Source organism: Sphingopyxis sp. PET50, from assembly GCF_025244705.1.
In the GTDB taxonomy this organism is placed as follows: domain Bacteria; phylum Pseudomonadota; class Alphaproteobacteria; order Sphingomonadales; family Sphingomonadaceae; genus Sphingopyxis.
Window position 1 is genome coordinate 3,490,861 of the sequence record NZ_CP104207.1, and the last position, 15,303, is coordinate 3,506,163.

Sequence of the window (15,303 nt, forward strand, 5' to 3'; positions counted from 1 at the left end):
CACGCCGTCCTAAACCGCTGATACAGTGCCGTCCGGCACCCGGTCGCATCGGGCCATCCGCCCGTTCCTGAACCAAGAGGATATCCATGCCCCGTTTCCATCGCTTCGCCGTCGCCCTCGCCCTGTCGACCGCGCTCGTCGCCGCCGGCCCGGCGCTCGCCAAGACCAGGGCGGCCGACCCCGCGCCGATCGCCGATCTCGTCAAGGCGGTCGATATTCCCTATGAAGCCTTCACGCTCGACAACGGCCTGCGCGTGATCGTCCATGAGGATCGCAAGGCGCCGGTGATCGCGGTGTCGGTGTGGTACCGCGTCGGGTCGAAGCATGAGCCCAAGGGCAAGACGGGCTTTGCGCATCTGTTCGAGCATCTGATGTTCAACGGGTCGGAAAACGCGCCCGGCGACTTCTTCGAACCGCTGCAACAGGTCGGCGCGACCGACGAGAACGGGACGACCAGCGTCGACCGCACCAATTATTTCGAGACGGTGCCGACCGGCGCGCTCGACATGGCGCTGTTCCTCGAAAGCGACCGCATGGGGCATCTGCTCGGCGCGGTGACGCAGGAAAAGCTCGATAACCAGCGCGGCGTCGTCCAGAACGAAAAGCGCCAGGGCGACAACAACCCCTATGGCCTGCTCCGCTACGAGATTTTCGAGAATCTCTTCCCCACCGGCCACCCCTATCATCACAGCACCATCGGTTCGATGGACGACCTCAATTCGGCCAGCCTCGACGATGTGAAGAAGTGGTTCACCGACAATTACGGCCCGAACAATGCGGTTCTGGTGCTGGCGGGCGACATCGACGTCGCGACCGCCAAGGCGAAGGTGCAGGATTGGTTCGGCGACATCCCGCGCGGCCCCGAGGTGAAGGCCCCGGCGACCTCGGTCCCGACGCTGCCCGCGCCGCTCGCGAAAGAGGTCAAGGACCTGATCCCGACGACGCGCATCTATCGCATGTGGGCGATCCCCGGCCTCAACGACGAGGACGCGATTCCGCTGCAGATGGGCATGTCGGTGCTCGGCGGCCTGTCGTCGTCGCGGCTCGACAATGCGCTGGTGCGCAAGGATCCGGTCGCGGTCAGCGTCTCGGCCTTTGCCCAGCCGTTCGAGGATGCCGGCATCCTGCTCGTCCAGGCCGATGTGAAGCCGGGGGTCGAACCCGCGCTCGTCGGCCAGCGGCTCGACGAGGAAGTCGCGAACTTCCTCGCCAGCGGACCCACTGCCGACGAATTGCAGCGCGCGGCGGCCAGCTATCTCGGCGGCGCGATTGCGGGGCTCGAATCGGTCGGCGGCTTCGGCGGCAAGGCGGTCGCGCTCGCCGAGGGCGCGCTCTATTCGAACGATCCCGGCTATTACAAGGTCGAGCTCGACCGCATGGCGAAGGCGACCCCCGAACAGGTGAAGGCGGTCGCCAACAAATGGCTGTCGCGTCCGGCCTTCTCGCTCACCTACACGCCCGGCGAGCGCACCGAGGGCGGCGAGAACCGCGGCGGCGCGGTGACGGCCGGCAAGGTCGCGGCAGCGGTCGCACCCGACCGCTACTGGAACCCCGCGCTCGGCGACGTCGGTCCCGATACGGGGTTCGGCAGCGCGTTCGCCGACCGCTCGAAATTGCCCTCGGTCGCCGATCTCAAGGCGCTCGAATTCCCCGCGATCGAGCGCGCGAAGCTCAAGAACGGCATCGAGGTCGTCTTCGCGAAGCGCACCGCGGTGCCCACGGTCAATGTCGCGGTCAGCTTCGACGCCGGCTATGCCGCCGATCCGCACAGCGCGCTCGGCACCCAGTCGCTGATGCTCAACCTGATGGACGAAGGCACGACGAGCCTCGATTCGATCGCCTTTGCCGAAGCCAAGGAACGGCTCGGCGCGCAGATCGACGGATCGGCCAATGCCGACGAAACCGTGTTCGAGCTGTTCGCGCTGAAACCCAACCTCGCGCCGTCGCTGACCTTGCTCGCCGATTATATCCGCAACCCCGCCTTCGACGCGAAGGAGCTCGAGCGGGTGCGCGCGCAGCAGCTCAACCGGCTGAAGGCCGAACTCAACAATCCCAATGCCATCGCCAACCGGGTGCTGATGCCGGTGCTGTACGGCGCCGAGCATCCCTATGGCATCCCGCCCTCGGGCCTCGGCGATGCCAAGGCGGTCGCGGCGGCGACGCGCGACCAGCTCGCCGGCTTCCACGCGACCTGGATCCGGCCCGACACCGCGCGCATCTTCGTCGTCGGCGACACGACGCTGAAGGAGGTGACGAAGCAGCTCGACACCGCGTTCGGCAACTGGAAGTCGCCGGCGACGGCGAAGCCGGTCAAACATTTCGAGGTCGCGATTCCCGCCCCGCAGCCGCGCATCCTGCTCTTCGACCGGCCGAAATCGCCGCAGTCGGTGATCCTTGCGGGCAAGGTGCTCGACGCCAAAGGCACCGACGATCTGGAGGTGCTGCGCTCGGCGAACGACATTTTCGGCGGCAATTTCCTGTCGCGCTTCAACACCAATCTGCGCGAGACCAAGGGCTGGTCCTATGGCGTGCGCAGCCGCATCTCGGGCGACAAGGACCGCATCGCCTGGGTCGCCGCGGCGCCGGTGCAGGCCGACCGCACCGGCGATTCGATCAAGGAACTGCAGAGCGACCTCACCGCCTTCCTCGGCGACAAGGGCGTCACGCAGGAGGAATTGCAGCGCACGATCAACGGCAGCGTCCGCGAATTGCCGGGCAGCTTCGAAACCTCGGGCGACGTCCTCGCCGGGCTGCGCGCGATCTCGAAGTTCGGCCGCCCCGACGATTATTACGAAAAACTGCCCGCGACCTATGAAGCGATGACCACCGCCGAGGTCGATGCGGCGGCCCGCAAGGCGCTCAGCACCGGCGATCTCGTCTATGTCGTCGTCGGCGATGCGGCGACGGTCAAACCACAGCTTGACGGATTGGGTTTGCCGGTGGAAACGGTGACTCTCACTAATTAACATCAGTTTCAGTAGGAGAGCCCAGATGTCCCAAGTCGATGGCAGCTACGATTGCGTCACCAAGTCGCCGATGGGCGACCAGAAGTCGGTTTTCACCGTCAAGACCGACGGCGACAGCTTCACCGGCCAGAATGCCGGCGCGATGGGGTCGCTCGATGTCGAAAACGGCAAGGTCGACGGCAACAAGCTGACCTGGACCATGAACATGAAGGTGCCGATGCCGATGACGCTCGAAGCCGAGGCGGTGATCGACGGCGACACGCTGACCGGCACGATCAAGGCCGGCGCCTTCGGTTCGATGGCGATGACCGGCACCCGCCAGGGCTGATCCGCCGCCGCTTTCGAACAGGCGAAGGGCCGTCCCGCGGGGCGGCCCTTTTGCTTTGGCGATTATGTCCCTTGCAAACGCGGACGGATAAATGGCGGGTTGCGGACGGTTGCGGTCATGAGCGATCCTCCCCCAACGGGGGAGGGGGACCACCCGAAGGGTGGTGGAGGGGCACGGGAGGTTTGCGTGACGCCAGACCGTAAAGCCCTCATTTCTGCAACGGAGCCGTAGCGCACGACCTCACCGGCAAGGCAAACCGCCTGTGCCCCTCCACCAGCTTCGCTGGTCCCCCTCCCCGTGCCGGGGAGGATCGGCACCGTCCGCTAACCACCCCGGAACCGCCTACCTCGCGCGGGTGGACAGTCGATATGTTGCCTTTCGCTTTGCATAGCTTTGCCTCTCCGTTGGGGGGTGGCCAAAGCGCGGGCGCGGGGGCATAGCGCCGCTGCAATGCACAAGGACTCCTCCCCCCAGCCCGAAACGTCCCGCCCCCGCCTGCCGGGACCGCGCGAGATGGTCGCGATGATGGCGATGGTGATGGCGCTCAACGCGCTCGCCATCGACGCGATGCTCCCCGCGCTGCCCGCGATCGGCAAGGGGCTGGGGGTGACGGTCGCCAACGACCGCCAGTTCGTGATCTCGGTCTATCTGCTCGGCACCGCGCTCGGCGCGCTGATCTATGGCCCGCTCGCCGACCGTTTCGGGCGCAAGGGCGTGTTCGTCGCCGGCGCTGATCGCCTACACGATCTTCGCGATCGGCTGCGGGCTGGCGACCAGCTTTCCGATGCTGCTGGCGCTGCGCTTCGGGCACGGCCTGGTCAGCGCCGCGCTCGGCGTCGTCGTCGTCGCGGTGATCCGCGACCTGTTCGCGGGCGACGCGATGGCGAAGCGGCTGTCCTTGATCTTCCTCGTCTTCATGATCGTGCCGATCATCGCGCCGACGATCGGCGCCGGGGTCGCGGCGCTCGCCGGGTGGCGCGCGATCTTCCTCGTGCTGGCGGCGATGGCGATCGTCATGCTGCTGTGGCTGCGCCGCCTGCCCGAAACGCTCGATCCCGCCGACGTCCGCCCGCTCGACTGGCGGACGATGGTCGCGGGCTGGGCGACGGTGACGCGGCATCGCCGCGCCGCGGGCTATATGCTGGCCTCGGGCGTGATGCAGGGCGCGCTGTTCGGCTATCTCAACAGCAGCGAACAGATCATCGCCGAGGTGTTCGACGCGCAGACGCTCTTCCCGCTGGTCTTCGCCTGCGTCGCGGTCGGCATCGCCATCGCCAATTTCTCCAACGCCGCGATCGTCGAGCGCTTCGGCGCGCGGCGCGTGTCGCAGACCGCGGTCTTCGCCTTCATGGCGACCGCGATGGCCCAGATCGTCGCCGCGCTGAGCGGCGCCGAGACGCTGGTCGTCTTCACGGTGCTGATGATGGTCAATGTCGGGCTGATCGGCTTTATCGGCAGCAATTTCGGGTCGATCGCGATGGAGGATTTCGGCCATATGGCGGGCGTCGCCTCCTCCTACCAGAGCTTCGCCAAGACCTTGCTCGCGGCGGCCACCGGCGCCTTCATCGGGCAGCGGTTCGACGGATCGACCCTCCCGCTGGCCTACGCCTTCGTCGGCTGCGCGGTCACCGGGCTGGTGCTGGTGCTGTGGGCCGAGCGCGGCAAGCTCTTCACCCGGCCGGGCACGGCGCCGAAGAGCCCGTTCTGACCGGAAAAGAAAAGGGGGCCGAAGCCCCCTTTCCAATCCCCCGACGCTCGGGTCAGTCGACGACCGGGCCGGGCAGTTCGGTCATCTCGGGCGCATCCACCGTATCCTCGCCGCGGGCGAGGCGCGAATTGTGCATGCCATAGACGAAATAGAGGATGATCGCCGCCAGCATGAACCAGGCGAAGAAGATCAACACGCGCTGTTCGACGGTGAAGATCAGCGCGAAGCAGGACAGGATGCCGAGCGCTGGAAGCACGGGATAGAAGGGCACCCTGAAGCCGCGTGGCAAGTCCGGATGCGTCGCGCGCAGCCAGATCACGCTGAGACAGACGATGCCGAAGGCCGCCAGCGTGCCCACCGACGTCATGTCGCCCAGCGTGTTGATGTCGAACAGGCCCGCGGCGAGCGCGGTCACCGCGCCGACCAGGATCGTGTTGATATAGGGCGTCTGGAACCGTTTGTGGACGGTCGAGAAGACCCGCGGCAACAGGCCGTCGCGCGCCATCGTATAGAAAATGCGCGTCTGGCCGTACATCAGCACCAGCACGACCGAGGTCAGGCCGATGATCGCGCCGGCCTTGATGATCTTGGCGAACCAGGCCCATTGCGGCCCGAACGCGTCGACCGCCACCGCCACCGGATCGGGCACGTTGAGGTTCTTGTAGTTGACGACGAGCGTCAGCACGACCGACACGAGGATATAGAGCAGGGTGCAGACGAAAAGGCTGCCGAGCAGGCCGAAGGGCATGTCCTTGGCCGGATTCTTGGCTTCCTGCCCCGCGGTCGAGACCGCCTCGAAGCCGATATAGGCGAAGAAGACGATCGACGCGGCGCGCAGGATGCCGCCCCAGCCGAACTCGCCGTCCTTGCCCGTCGCCGCCGGAATGAACGGGTCCCAATTGGCCTTGAGCTCGCCGAAATTGGAGATCGCGATCGCGCCGCCGATGATGATGAAGGCGACGATCACGCTGACCTTGATCGCGACGATCGCATTGTTGAACTTCGCCGATTCGGACACGCCGACGACCAGCAGCACGGCCAGAACCAGGCAGACCAGAACCGCAGGGAGGTTGACGACGCCGACCACCGGCACGCCATTCTGGACGAGCTGCGCGCCGTCGCGCATGATCGCATGCCCCATCGCGCCGGTATATTCGGGCGGGATGACGACGCCATAGTCGCCGAGCAGACTGACCACATAACCCGACCAGCCGACCGCGACCACCGACGCGGCAAGGCCATATTCGAGCAGCAGCAGCGCCCCCATGATCCACGCGGCGAACTCGCCGAGGGTGGTGTAGCTATAGGTGTAGGCCGATCCGGAAACCGGCAGGGTCGACGACAGTTCGGCGTAGCAAAGCCCCGCCAGGGCGCAAACGACGCCAGCGACGAGGAAGGAGAGCAGGACCGCGGGGCCGGCGTGCAGCGCCGCGGCATTGCCGGTGCGGACGAAAATGCCCGCGCCGATGATGCAGCCGATGCCGAGGAACAGCAGGTTCCACGGCCCGAGGGTTCGTTTCAATTCGCTATGTTCGGTTTCCCGCTGAACCTGGGCCACGCTCTTTCGGGCCATGATCCGACCCAAAAAGCCCCCCGATGGACGTGTCGCCATGTCAAACGCTCCCCAGAAATTGAATTGGGGGCAGACTAGCCGCTCCTCCCGTCAGCGCAACTTAATTTCAGGCGCGTGACAGGCGCTTTATCGTACCGTGAAGCGGACCCGATCGACCATGCGTCCGCCGGGATCGACGAGCGCGAGCATATGGCTTCCGGGGCGCGGCAGGATCTGCTGTCCCGCGTCGGCGTCGCCGAGCGGCGCCTTGTCGAGGATCAGGCGATAGCCCGTCACCTCGCCGCTCACCGCGATGCCCAGCCGCTGGCGGTCGAGCGGGATGTCGGGGTCGAGCGCATAGACGCTGCCGCTGACCGGGCTGGTGATGCGCGGGCGGCGCGACGCGGCGGGGGCGGCGGCCATTTCGGCCTGGCCGGTGCCGCGGATAAAGACCTCGCGGCGCGGCGGTTCGCGCGTGCCGGGAAGGGCGATCTGGCGGGTCTCGACCTCGGCGGGCATCGCGGGGGCCTTGCCGGGGCGGCCGGCGTGGAGGGCCAGCATCACGTCGCGCCACACCGGCGCGGCGCCCGAGGTGCCCGACACGGCGCGCATCGAATCGCCCTCCAGATTGCCGACCCACACCGCGACGGTGAAGCGGTCGGACCAGCCGATGCACCAATTGTCGCGCATCCCCTTCGACGTGCCGGTCTTGGCGGCGGCCCAGAAGGGCAGGCGCAGCGCGCTGTCGGCGCCGAAGGCGTCGGTGCGGGCGGAGGCATCGGCGAGGATGTCGCCGACGATGAAGGCGGCGGCGGGGCTGACGATCTGGCGCGCCGCCTCGCCCTTGTCCGACGGGCTGAAGCGCACCGGCGTCCAGCGCCCGGCATTGGCGAAGGTGCGAAAGGCGTTGGCCTGTTCGACGAGGCTGACTTCGGCCGAGCCGAGGGCGAGGGAGAAGCCGTAATATTCGCCGTCCTCGACGAGGCCGTGGTAGCCGAGCGCCCAGAGGCGGTCGCGGAACTGCTGGACGTCGTCGATGACGAGCGCGCGCACGGCGGGGACGTTGAGCGACGAGGCGAGCGCGTGGCGGACGCTGACCGGCCCCTTGAAGCTGTGGTCGTAATTCTTGGGTACATAGAGGCCCGAGGCGGTGTCGAGCTGGACCGGGCTGTCGTCGAGGATCGACGCCGCGGTGAGCCAGCGATGCTCGATCACCTGCGCATAGAGATGCGGCTTCAGCGTCGAACCCGCCTGCCGCCGCGCATTCGCGCCGTCGACCTGCGCCGCGGTCGATTTGAGGCCGACGCCGCCGACATAGGCGAGCACCTCGCCGGTCTGATTGTCGAGCACGACGACCGCGCCATCGCGTACCCGGTCGGCGCCGAGGCCCGACAATTGGCGGCGCAGCGCGACGATTGCCGCCTCCTGGATGCGGCGGTCGATCGTCGTGGTGACGCGTTTGCCCGGCTTGTCGAGCAGGCGCACCGCGAGGTGGGGGGCGAGCGCCGGGTCGAGCTGTGCGATCCGTTCGCCCGAGACGAGCGTCGCGGCGGCGGCGCGGAGCGGCGCGCAGTCCCTGGCCTGCGCCGCGCGGCAGGCGCGAAGCCCCAGCGTTTCGGCATTCGCGGCGGGATTGGGGAGCAGCCCCGCGAAGAGCGCCGCGTCGGTGCGGTCCATGTCGGCGGGGGCTTTGCCGAACAGCGCGCGCGCGCCGGCGCCGATGCCCTGCGTCTCGCCGCGCAGGGGAACGAGGTTGAAATAGGCCTCGAGCATCTGCTCGCGCGTCCAGCCCGAGGCGAGCGCCTGCGCGGCGCGCATCTGGCGGATCTTGTTCAGCCAGCCGCGCTGGCCGGGCAGCGCGAGGTCGGGCGACAGGAATCCCGCGAGCTGCATCGGCAGCGTCGAGGCGCCGCGCGAGCGCCCGCCGGTCCCCCCCAAATTCAGGCGCGTCCGGGCGGCGCTGGCGATCGCCAGCCAGTCGACCCCGCCGTGCGACCAGTATCTCTTGTCCTCGCTGGCGACGACGGCGGCGCGGACCGCGGGGCTGATATCGGCGAGCGGCACCCACGCCATGCGGCGCCGCGCGAAATCGACGCGCTCGCTGTCGAGCAGCCGGCCGTCGCGGTCGTAGAGCCACGCCTCGCTGGGCTTCCAGCCGGCGCGCACGGTCTCGTAGTCGGGCATCGCGGGTGGTTTGGTGACCAGGTGCGCGATGGTGGTGAGGATGAGGAGCGCGAGCGCCGTCCAGGCGAGGGCGTCGAACAGGCGGCGTTTCGGTGGCGAACTCATCGCCAGGATTAATGCGCGCCCCCGCGAAGGCGGGGGCCCATCATCTGCCGGTTTGAGTTTGAGCCGACCGGAGATGGGTCCCCGCCTTCGCGGGGACACACGGATTGGAAGCGGCGATTGTCCACCATCACTCCGCCGCGCTCGCCACGGTCAGCGCGCCGTTCGGCCACTGGCCGCGGATCGCGGGCGAATACATCGCCTCGACGCGGGTGGGCGGCAGGGTGAAGCGGCCCGAGCCGTTCAAACGCACGACATATTCGACCGCGTGGGTGCCCGCGGGCATCCAGCCGAAATAGCCGCGCCAGCTGTCCTTGCCGCGTTCGACATAGCTCGGCCACACGCCCTCGCCCCCGGCCTGCGCCGCCAGCATCTGCGACTGGCCGCCGAGATTGCCGACGATCGTCGCGCCGGGCGGGATCGGATCGTTGACGACGACCCAGGTGCGGCCGGCGGCGGCGATCACCTCGATCCGCACCTTGATCACATCGCCGCGGACGAGGCGGTTCGGGTCGGCGGCCTTGACGACGCTCACCGAGCGCTTGATCCGGTAGCCGGCGTTGAGCGGTTCCTTGAGCGGGACCGGAGCCTTGACGCTGACCACCGCCCAGGGCGCGCCCGTGCCTTCGTGGTTCAGGCTCATCTTGCCGGTGACCAGCGGCACGCGCAGCGGGCTGGCCGCATCGGGCAGGGGCCAGCTTTGCGCCGCGCTCGCCTCGGCCAGGCCGACGCGGGTGACCCCGGTGATCGCGGCCGCCGGATACAGCTCGGCGAAGCGGCGGACGACGGTCGCGCCCCAGGCGTTGGCCGGGGTGGTGTCCCAATGGCCGCGGCGCTGGCGCTGCGCGATGCCGACCATCAGCTTGCCCGCATCGTCCTCCCAGCCCTTGCGGCCGAGAACCGCGTCGAGCGCCTTGATCGCCATTTCGTCGCCGCTGACCATCATCCACCAGGGGGCCCTGGCATCGTCGACCAGATCGACGCGCGTGCCTTCATAGACGAGGCGCTTCCGGAGCTCGGCCTCCGCCGCGGTGCGCAGCGCCGGGGCGTTCCGCACGTTCGGGGTGCGTTCGATCGCGACGAGCCAGTCGGCCAGCGTGCCGGTGGCCATGTCGACCGGCGCCATGTCGATCGCGGCGACAAGCTTCGCATTGGACGCATTGTTGCGGGCGAGCGCGGCGAGCGCGGCGACGCGGACCGGACGGATGTCATAGGGGCCGTAACCCTTGCGGCTGAGCCGTCCCTCGACCACCGCCTGCAGCGCCTTGACCATCTTCGCTTTCGAATCCTCGGGGATCGGGAAGCCGTTGGCGGCGGTCACCGCGAGCACATAGGCGGTGAGTTCGGGCGACCCTTCGATCCGGTCGCTCGGCCAGTAGCGGAGCAGCCCGTCCTTATCGAGATAGGTCGGGATCGCCCCCGCCAGCGCCTGCCAGCGCGCGAGATCGTTCAGCGCGATGGCGCGCGAGGTCGACTGTTCGAAGCAGTTGTACGGATAGACGCCCATATAGTCGCGCACCCCGGCGAGCGGCGGCGCGAGCGTGCCGGCGAGCGCGATGTCGACATAGCCGCCGGCGAGCGCGCCTTCGGGAACGGCGATGGGCAGGCTGGTGTCGGGGCCGACGCGGAACAGGCTGGCGGCCCAGGTCTCGATCGGCACGGCGGGCTCGACGAGCTGCTGGAACACCAGCCGGTCGCGCGCCTTGCCGCCCTTCGCCACCGCTTCGACGGTCCATTCGATCGGCCCGGCGACATCGGGCGCGGTCACCGACCAGCTCACCGGCATCGCGCCGCCCGCCGGGATGGTGACGGTCAGCGGCGGCGCGGTCGCGATCGCCGGCGACAGCGTCGGGGTCGCGGTGACCTCCATCGGCTTGTCGGTGCCGTTGCGCAGCGTGAAGCGCGCGTCATAGACGTCGCCGGTGCGGACGAGCTCGGGCAGCCCCGCGAAGACGCCGAGGTCCTGCACGGTGCGGACGCTCGTTTCGCCGGTGCCGAAATATTGCGATCCGTCGGTCGCGATCGCGACGAGGCGGAAGGCCGACAGATTGTCGCTGAGCGGTACGTCGACCGTGGCGCGCCCCTTGGCGTCGAGCGGGACGCGGCCCTTCCACAGCAGCACCGGACGGAAATCCTCGCGCGTCAGGCCGGAGAGGTCGCCGCCACCGCCGCCGCCCGGTTCGAGCGCCTTGCGGCCATAGTGGCGCTTGCCGACCACCTGCATCTGCGCGGTCGAGGTCAGCACGTCGAGCGTGCGTTCGCCCATCATCGCGTCGATCAGCTTCCAGCTTTCGTTGGGCGCGAGCTGCAGCAGCGCCTCGTCGACCGCGACGAAGGCGACGTCGGCGTTGGCGGGCGCCTTGCCGTTCGGCGCCTTGACCTCGATGCTCGCCTTCGCGGTTTCGCGCACCGCATATTTGGCCTTGTCGGCACTCACCTTGACGCCGAGCTGATGGCCTTCCCAGCCGACCTTGATGCGCGCGATGCCCATGCGGTAGCTCGGCTTGGCGAGGTCGACGAGCGCGGTCGGCGGGGCGCCCTCACTATTCTCGATCTGGAAACCCGCGGCGCGCTTCAGCTTGCGGAACCAGCTTTCGTTGCCGGTGACGCGCCCGCGCACCGCCATGACCGAGACATAGACGTCGGGCGCATAGGTCGCGGGCAGCGGCACCTTGACCACCGGATCGGTGCCCTTCAGCGGCACGACGAAGCTCGACAGCACGCCCTCGCGCTCGACGGTGACCAGCGCGGTCGCCTCGCGGAAGGGCATGCGGACCTGGAAGTTCGCGGTGTCGCCCGCGGCGTAGCGCGGCTTTTCGGCGATCACGTCCATGCGGTCGCCATTGTCGCCGCCGAACCACCAGTCGTCGTCGCCCGCGAGCCAGACCGAGCGGACCGCGCGGGCTTCGTTGCCGTCGGCATCGACCGTGGTCGCGACGACGGTGACCTCGCCCGAGACGCCCGGCGCCATCGCGCAGCGCGCGCGGCCGAGCCTGTCGGTCGTCGCGGCGCAGGTCGCGCCGAGACGCGTCGTGCGCATCTGGTTGTCATAGGCGTAGAAGCCGCCGATCAGGCGCCGCCGCGCGGTGATGATCTCGCGGCTGTAGAGCGCGACCTGGACGCGCTGGCCCGCGATCGGCTTGCCGTCGAGGTCGAGCGCGACGAAATTGAGCCGCAGGTCGTTGTCGCGCATCAGCCAGCCGTCGGTCTTGAGGCCGAGGCGGACGGCGGAGGGGAAGAGGGTGATGCGGCGGCTCGACGTCAGCGTCTCGCCATTGGCGTCCTCATAGTCCATTTCGACCGCCATCTGGGTCGGCTCGGTGATCGGCTGGTCGACCATGACATTGGTCGTCGCCGCGCCATTGGCGTCGAGCACCAGCGGCACCGAACGCGCGAGCGGCAGCTCGGCCTCGGGCTCCTCGCCGCTGTCGTCGAGCTGGATGACGCCCTCCTTCACAGGCTGGCCGTCGAAGTCCCAGTCGCGATAATCCTCCGGCGGCGACCAGCTCGGCGAGAAGCTGGTGCGCATCTCGACCGGCAGGTTCGGGGCGGGGCCGCCCGAGAGGTAACCGACGAACAGCGACAGCGGCACCTGCGTCGGGCGCACCGGGGGCAGTTTCGGCCCGGTCACCGTCGCCTTCATCGTCGGCAGGCGATATTCGTCGACCTTGACCGATTGCGACGACCAGATCGTCTTGTCCTCGCCATCCTTGTCCTTGGTGACGAAGACGAGGTCGTAGTCGCCCATCGGGGCCGATGCGGGGACGTTCCAGACATTCTCGCCGCTACCCGACGCGTCGATGCTGAACGGCATCTCGAACTCGGTGTCCGACCCGCGATGGACGAGGCGCAGCTTGCCCGCCATCGGCTTGGGCGTCGCGAAGCCGGTGCCGACCGGGCGGCGCAGCACATGCTTCATGTTGACGCTCTCGCCCGCCTTGACCAGCGCGCGGTCGAAGATCGTGTGGAGGATGTCGTCGCGCTCGGACCAACCGTAAGGAAGGTCGAAATCATAGGGACGGATGCCGTCGCCCCAGTCGGTGAGGGTGAAGCTGAAATCGTCGCCGCTGCGCGCGCTGACCATCAGCGCATGGCCCTCGCTGACCGCCGGATCGGGGTCGTCTTCGCAGCCCGCGTAGGTTTCGGGTTGCGGCAACCCGGCCGGGAAGGCGAGGCGGCCCTGCTTGTCGGCGATGCCGCGCGCGAGCTGGCGCCCGGTACAGCTGTCGGTGACGCGGATTTCGGCGCCCGCGACGGGCAGGCCGGTGTCGAGCGACGTCACCCAGGCGAGCGAATTTTCGCGGCCCCATTTGAAATGCACCGCCATGTTGGTGACCAGCGCGGCGGTCGCGACATAGCGCGTCGCCTTGCGCCCGAGCAGCGCGGCGCCGAGCTCGGGGCTGGCGATTTCGACGACGTGGAAGCCTTTCTCGCCGAGCGGGATGCCGACGACCTCGAACTCCTTGCCGCCCGCGGCGGGGCTGAGCTGCAGGTCGCGGCGTTCGCCGCCAGCCGGGGCGCCGTCGAATACCGACTTGCTGCCGGTGTAATTGACCGTCACTTCCTTGCCGGTCGCGTCGCGCTCCTCGCGATAGTCGCTGTTGTCGGCCTCATCGACGCGCTTCAGCCAGCGCGCGATCGCGGCATCGTCGCCGCCGACCTTGAGCGCGGTCGCTGGCATCTTGAGGTTCGCCTGCGCCAGCGACGCCTCGACCCCGCGCACGGTGACGGGCAGCACGCCGCCCTCGCCTGCCTCGAGGATGCCGAATTCGGCGGCGAATTTGACCAGCGGCGGGGCGCGGTCGATGTGGAATTTCAGCGGGAAGTTCGACTGGTTCTGCAGCTTGCGGCCGCTCTGGTCGGTGACGTCGGCGGGCAGGACGAGCGTCGCGTCGACATTCTGCGGCAGCGGCCCCTTGAAGCGGACATAGGTAACGTGCGCGTCGTTCCTGTCGTCATCGTCGACCCTGGGGGTCAGCCTTTTGCCGTCGGCGGTGTTCAGCGTCGCGGCAAGCGCGACCTCGCGCGCCACCGGCGAGGCGAAGCTGAGTGTGATGTCCTTGATCGGGTTGCAGCCCGCCTGCGGATTGACGCGGCTGCACGACATCTTGGCGGTGAAGGCGGGGCGCACGTCATAGTCGAAGCGCTGGTCGCGCCCGGCGGTGCGCGAGAGCGCGCCCGCCTGCTGGATGCGCGCGTCCCACACCAGCGCCATCTCGCGGCCGGGGGGCAGCGGGCGGCGGCACTTGACCGGCACGATGCGCTCCATCGCGGCGGCGCGGTCGGCGCCCTTGGCGAGGCGCAGCGGCAGATTGCCGTTATAGGCGAACTCCAGCCGGTCCCAATTGCCGTCGCCGAGCCCGTCGAGAATCGCGCTCGCGGTGTCGCTCCCCAGCACATCGACCGGAATCTTCTCGCCGATGCCGTCGACCGCGCAATAGGCGAAGCGGCCGACCGAGGCGCGGTCGGCGGCGACATTGGTCGCGACGAGGAAAATCTGATCCTCCTCGATGCCATCGTAAGTGCCGCCGACGAGGACGGCGCGCGCCGAGGGACCGCCCGAATCGATCTCGAAGCGGGCGTTGCCGCCGACCGCGACGCCGCTCGCCGTCTTGAGGTCGGGGCGCAGCTCGACCGCGCAGGTCATGCCGCCGGGCAGCGACTTGTCGAATTCGAGCACCCAGGTGCGCGTGTCGACCCAGCGGCCGGTCGAGGCGACCTTGCAGTCGTTGGTGGCGGGCGCCCTGGCGCGCGGGTCGCCGAGCGGCACGATGTCTTCGGAAAAGCGCAGCGTGAAGCGGCTGATCGTGCCGTCGCCGGTCCCGGCGCTGCCGGGGGTGGCGAGGATGACCTGCGGGACGGTGTCGCCGCTCGCGGCGGCCGCGGCCATTGCGAGCGGGAGGATCAGCGCGAGGCGGACCTTCGCCGCGAATCGCACTCCGAGTCCTTGCCAAAAACGCGCCATCGCTGCCTCCCAAAGACCCGCCTTCTTATGTGCCGAATCGCGTCCGATCTGTCAACGCTTCGTCGATAAAATGAAACGGCTCGTCGTAGATTCTGGTGCGGCGAAGCGTTCGCCTGTCTTACCGGACCAGCATCGGCCCCAATTTTTTGCCCGCGAAAATATGGACATGCAGATGCGGGATCTCCTGATGGCTGTCGAGTCCGACATTGGCGAGCAGGCGGTATCCCGGCGCGACCAGCCCCAGCTCGCGTGCGACCAGCCCCACGGCGCGGATGAAGCCGGCGATTTCGGCATCGTCGGCGCGCTCCGAAAAATCGTCCCAGCTGACATAGGGACCCTTGGGGATCACCAATATGTGCAGCGGCGCCTGCGGATTGATATCGTGAAAGGCGAGGGCGTAATCATCCTCGTAGACGGTCTTCGACGGCAGCTCGCCGCGCAGGATGCGCGCGAAGATATTGGTCTCGTCATAGGGAAGCGTGGCGTCGATCGGCATGG

Annotated in this window: 7 protein-coding genes; 3 read left to right on the forward strand and 4 right to left on the reverse strand. The window is 68.4% G+C overall.

What is annotated here, in order from left to right; genetic code table 11:
- Window positions 1-86: 86 nt before the first annotated feature.
- From N0A20_RS18380 to N0A20_RS18390, 3 genes are all read left to right on the forward strand, one after another.
- Complete coding sequence (locus tag N0A20_RS18380) at window positions 87-2,966, forward strand: M16 family metallopeptidase (protein ID WP_260581733.1); 2,880 nt, start codon at window positions 87-89, stop codon at window positions 2,964-2,966.
- 25 nt (window positions 2,967-2,991) lie between these two features.
- Window positions 2,992-3,294, forward strand: a complete 303-nt coding sequence (locus tag N0A20_RS18385) for a hypothetical protein (protein ID WP_260581734.1) — start codon at window positions 2,992-2,994, stop codon at window positions 3,292-3,294.
- A 679-nt stretch (window positions 3,295-3,973) separates the two neighbouring features.
- The gene (locus N0A20_RS18390; protein ID WP_260581735.1) at window positions 3,974-5,002 is read left to right on the forward strand and encodes an MFS transporter; all 1,029 of its coding nucleotides are present in this window, start codon (window positions 3,974-3,976) and stop codon (window positions 5,000-5,002) included.
- 52 nt (window positions 5,003-5,054) lie between these two features.
- Here the strand turns inward: N0A20_RS18390 and N0A20_RS18395 are convergent, their stop codons facing one another.
- The 4 genes from N0A20_RS18395 to N0A20_RS18410 all read right to left on the reverse strand — a co-directional run bounded on the left by N0A20_RS18395 (window position 5,055) and on the right by N0A20_RS18410 (window position 15,301).
- Entirely contained in the window at window positions 5,055-6,524 is a 1,470-nt protein-coding gene (locus N0A20_RS18395) for an amino acid permease (protein ID WP_260581736.1), read from the reverse strand.
- A gap of 177 nt (window positions 6,525-6,701) precedes the next feature.
- Window positions 6,702-8,843, reverse strand: coding sequence for a penicillin-binding protein 1C (pbpC, locus tag N0A20_RS18400; RefSeq protein ID WP_260581737.1), 2,142 nt, complete (start codon window positions 8,841-8,843; stop codon window positions 6,702-6,704).
- Between the two features lie 127 nt (window positions 8,844-8,970).
- On the reverse strand, window positions 8,971-14,805 hold the full coding sequence (locus N0A20_RS18405; protein WP_260581738.1) for an alpha-2-macroglobulin family protein: 5,835 nt from the start codon (window positions 14,803-14,805) through the stop codon (window positions 8,971-8,973).
- A 118-nt stretch (window positions 14,806-14,923) separates the two neighbouring features.
- Window positions 14,924-15,301 (reverse strand): histidine triad nucleotide-binding protein, encoded by a 378-nt coding sequence (locus N0A20_RS18410; RefSeq protein ID WP_260581739.1) that lies wholly within the window; start codon window positions 15,299-15,301, stop codon window positions 14,924-14,926.
- Window positions 15,302-15,303: the final 2 nt, after the last annotated feature.

Coding starts and splice junctions, on each gene's coding strand:
- N0A20_RS18410 (WP_260581739.1), bottom strand. CDS start 15,301: ATGCCGATCGACGCCACGCTTCCCTATGACGAGACCAATATCTTCGCG.
- N0A20_RS18390 (WP_260581735.1), top strand. CDS start 3,974: ATGGCCCGCTCGCCGACCGTTTCGGGCGCAAGGGCGTGTTCGTCGCCG.
- N0A20_RS18405 (WP_260581738.1), bottom strand. CDS start 14,805: ATGGCGCGTTTTTGGCAAGGACTCGGAGTGCGATTCGCGGCGAAGGTC.
- N0A20_RS18385 (WP_260581734.1), top strand. CDS start 2,992: ATGTCCCAAGTCGATGGCAGCTACGATTGCGTCACCAAGTCGCCGATG.
- N0A20_RS18380 (WP_260581733.1), top strand. CDS start 87: ATGCCCCGTTTCCATCGCTTCGCCGTCGCCCTCGCCCTGTCGACCGCG.
- pbpC (WP_260581737.1), bottom strand. CDS start 8,843: ATGAGTTCGCCACCGAAACGCCGCCTGTTCGACGCCCTCGCCTGGACG.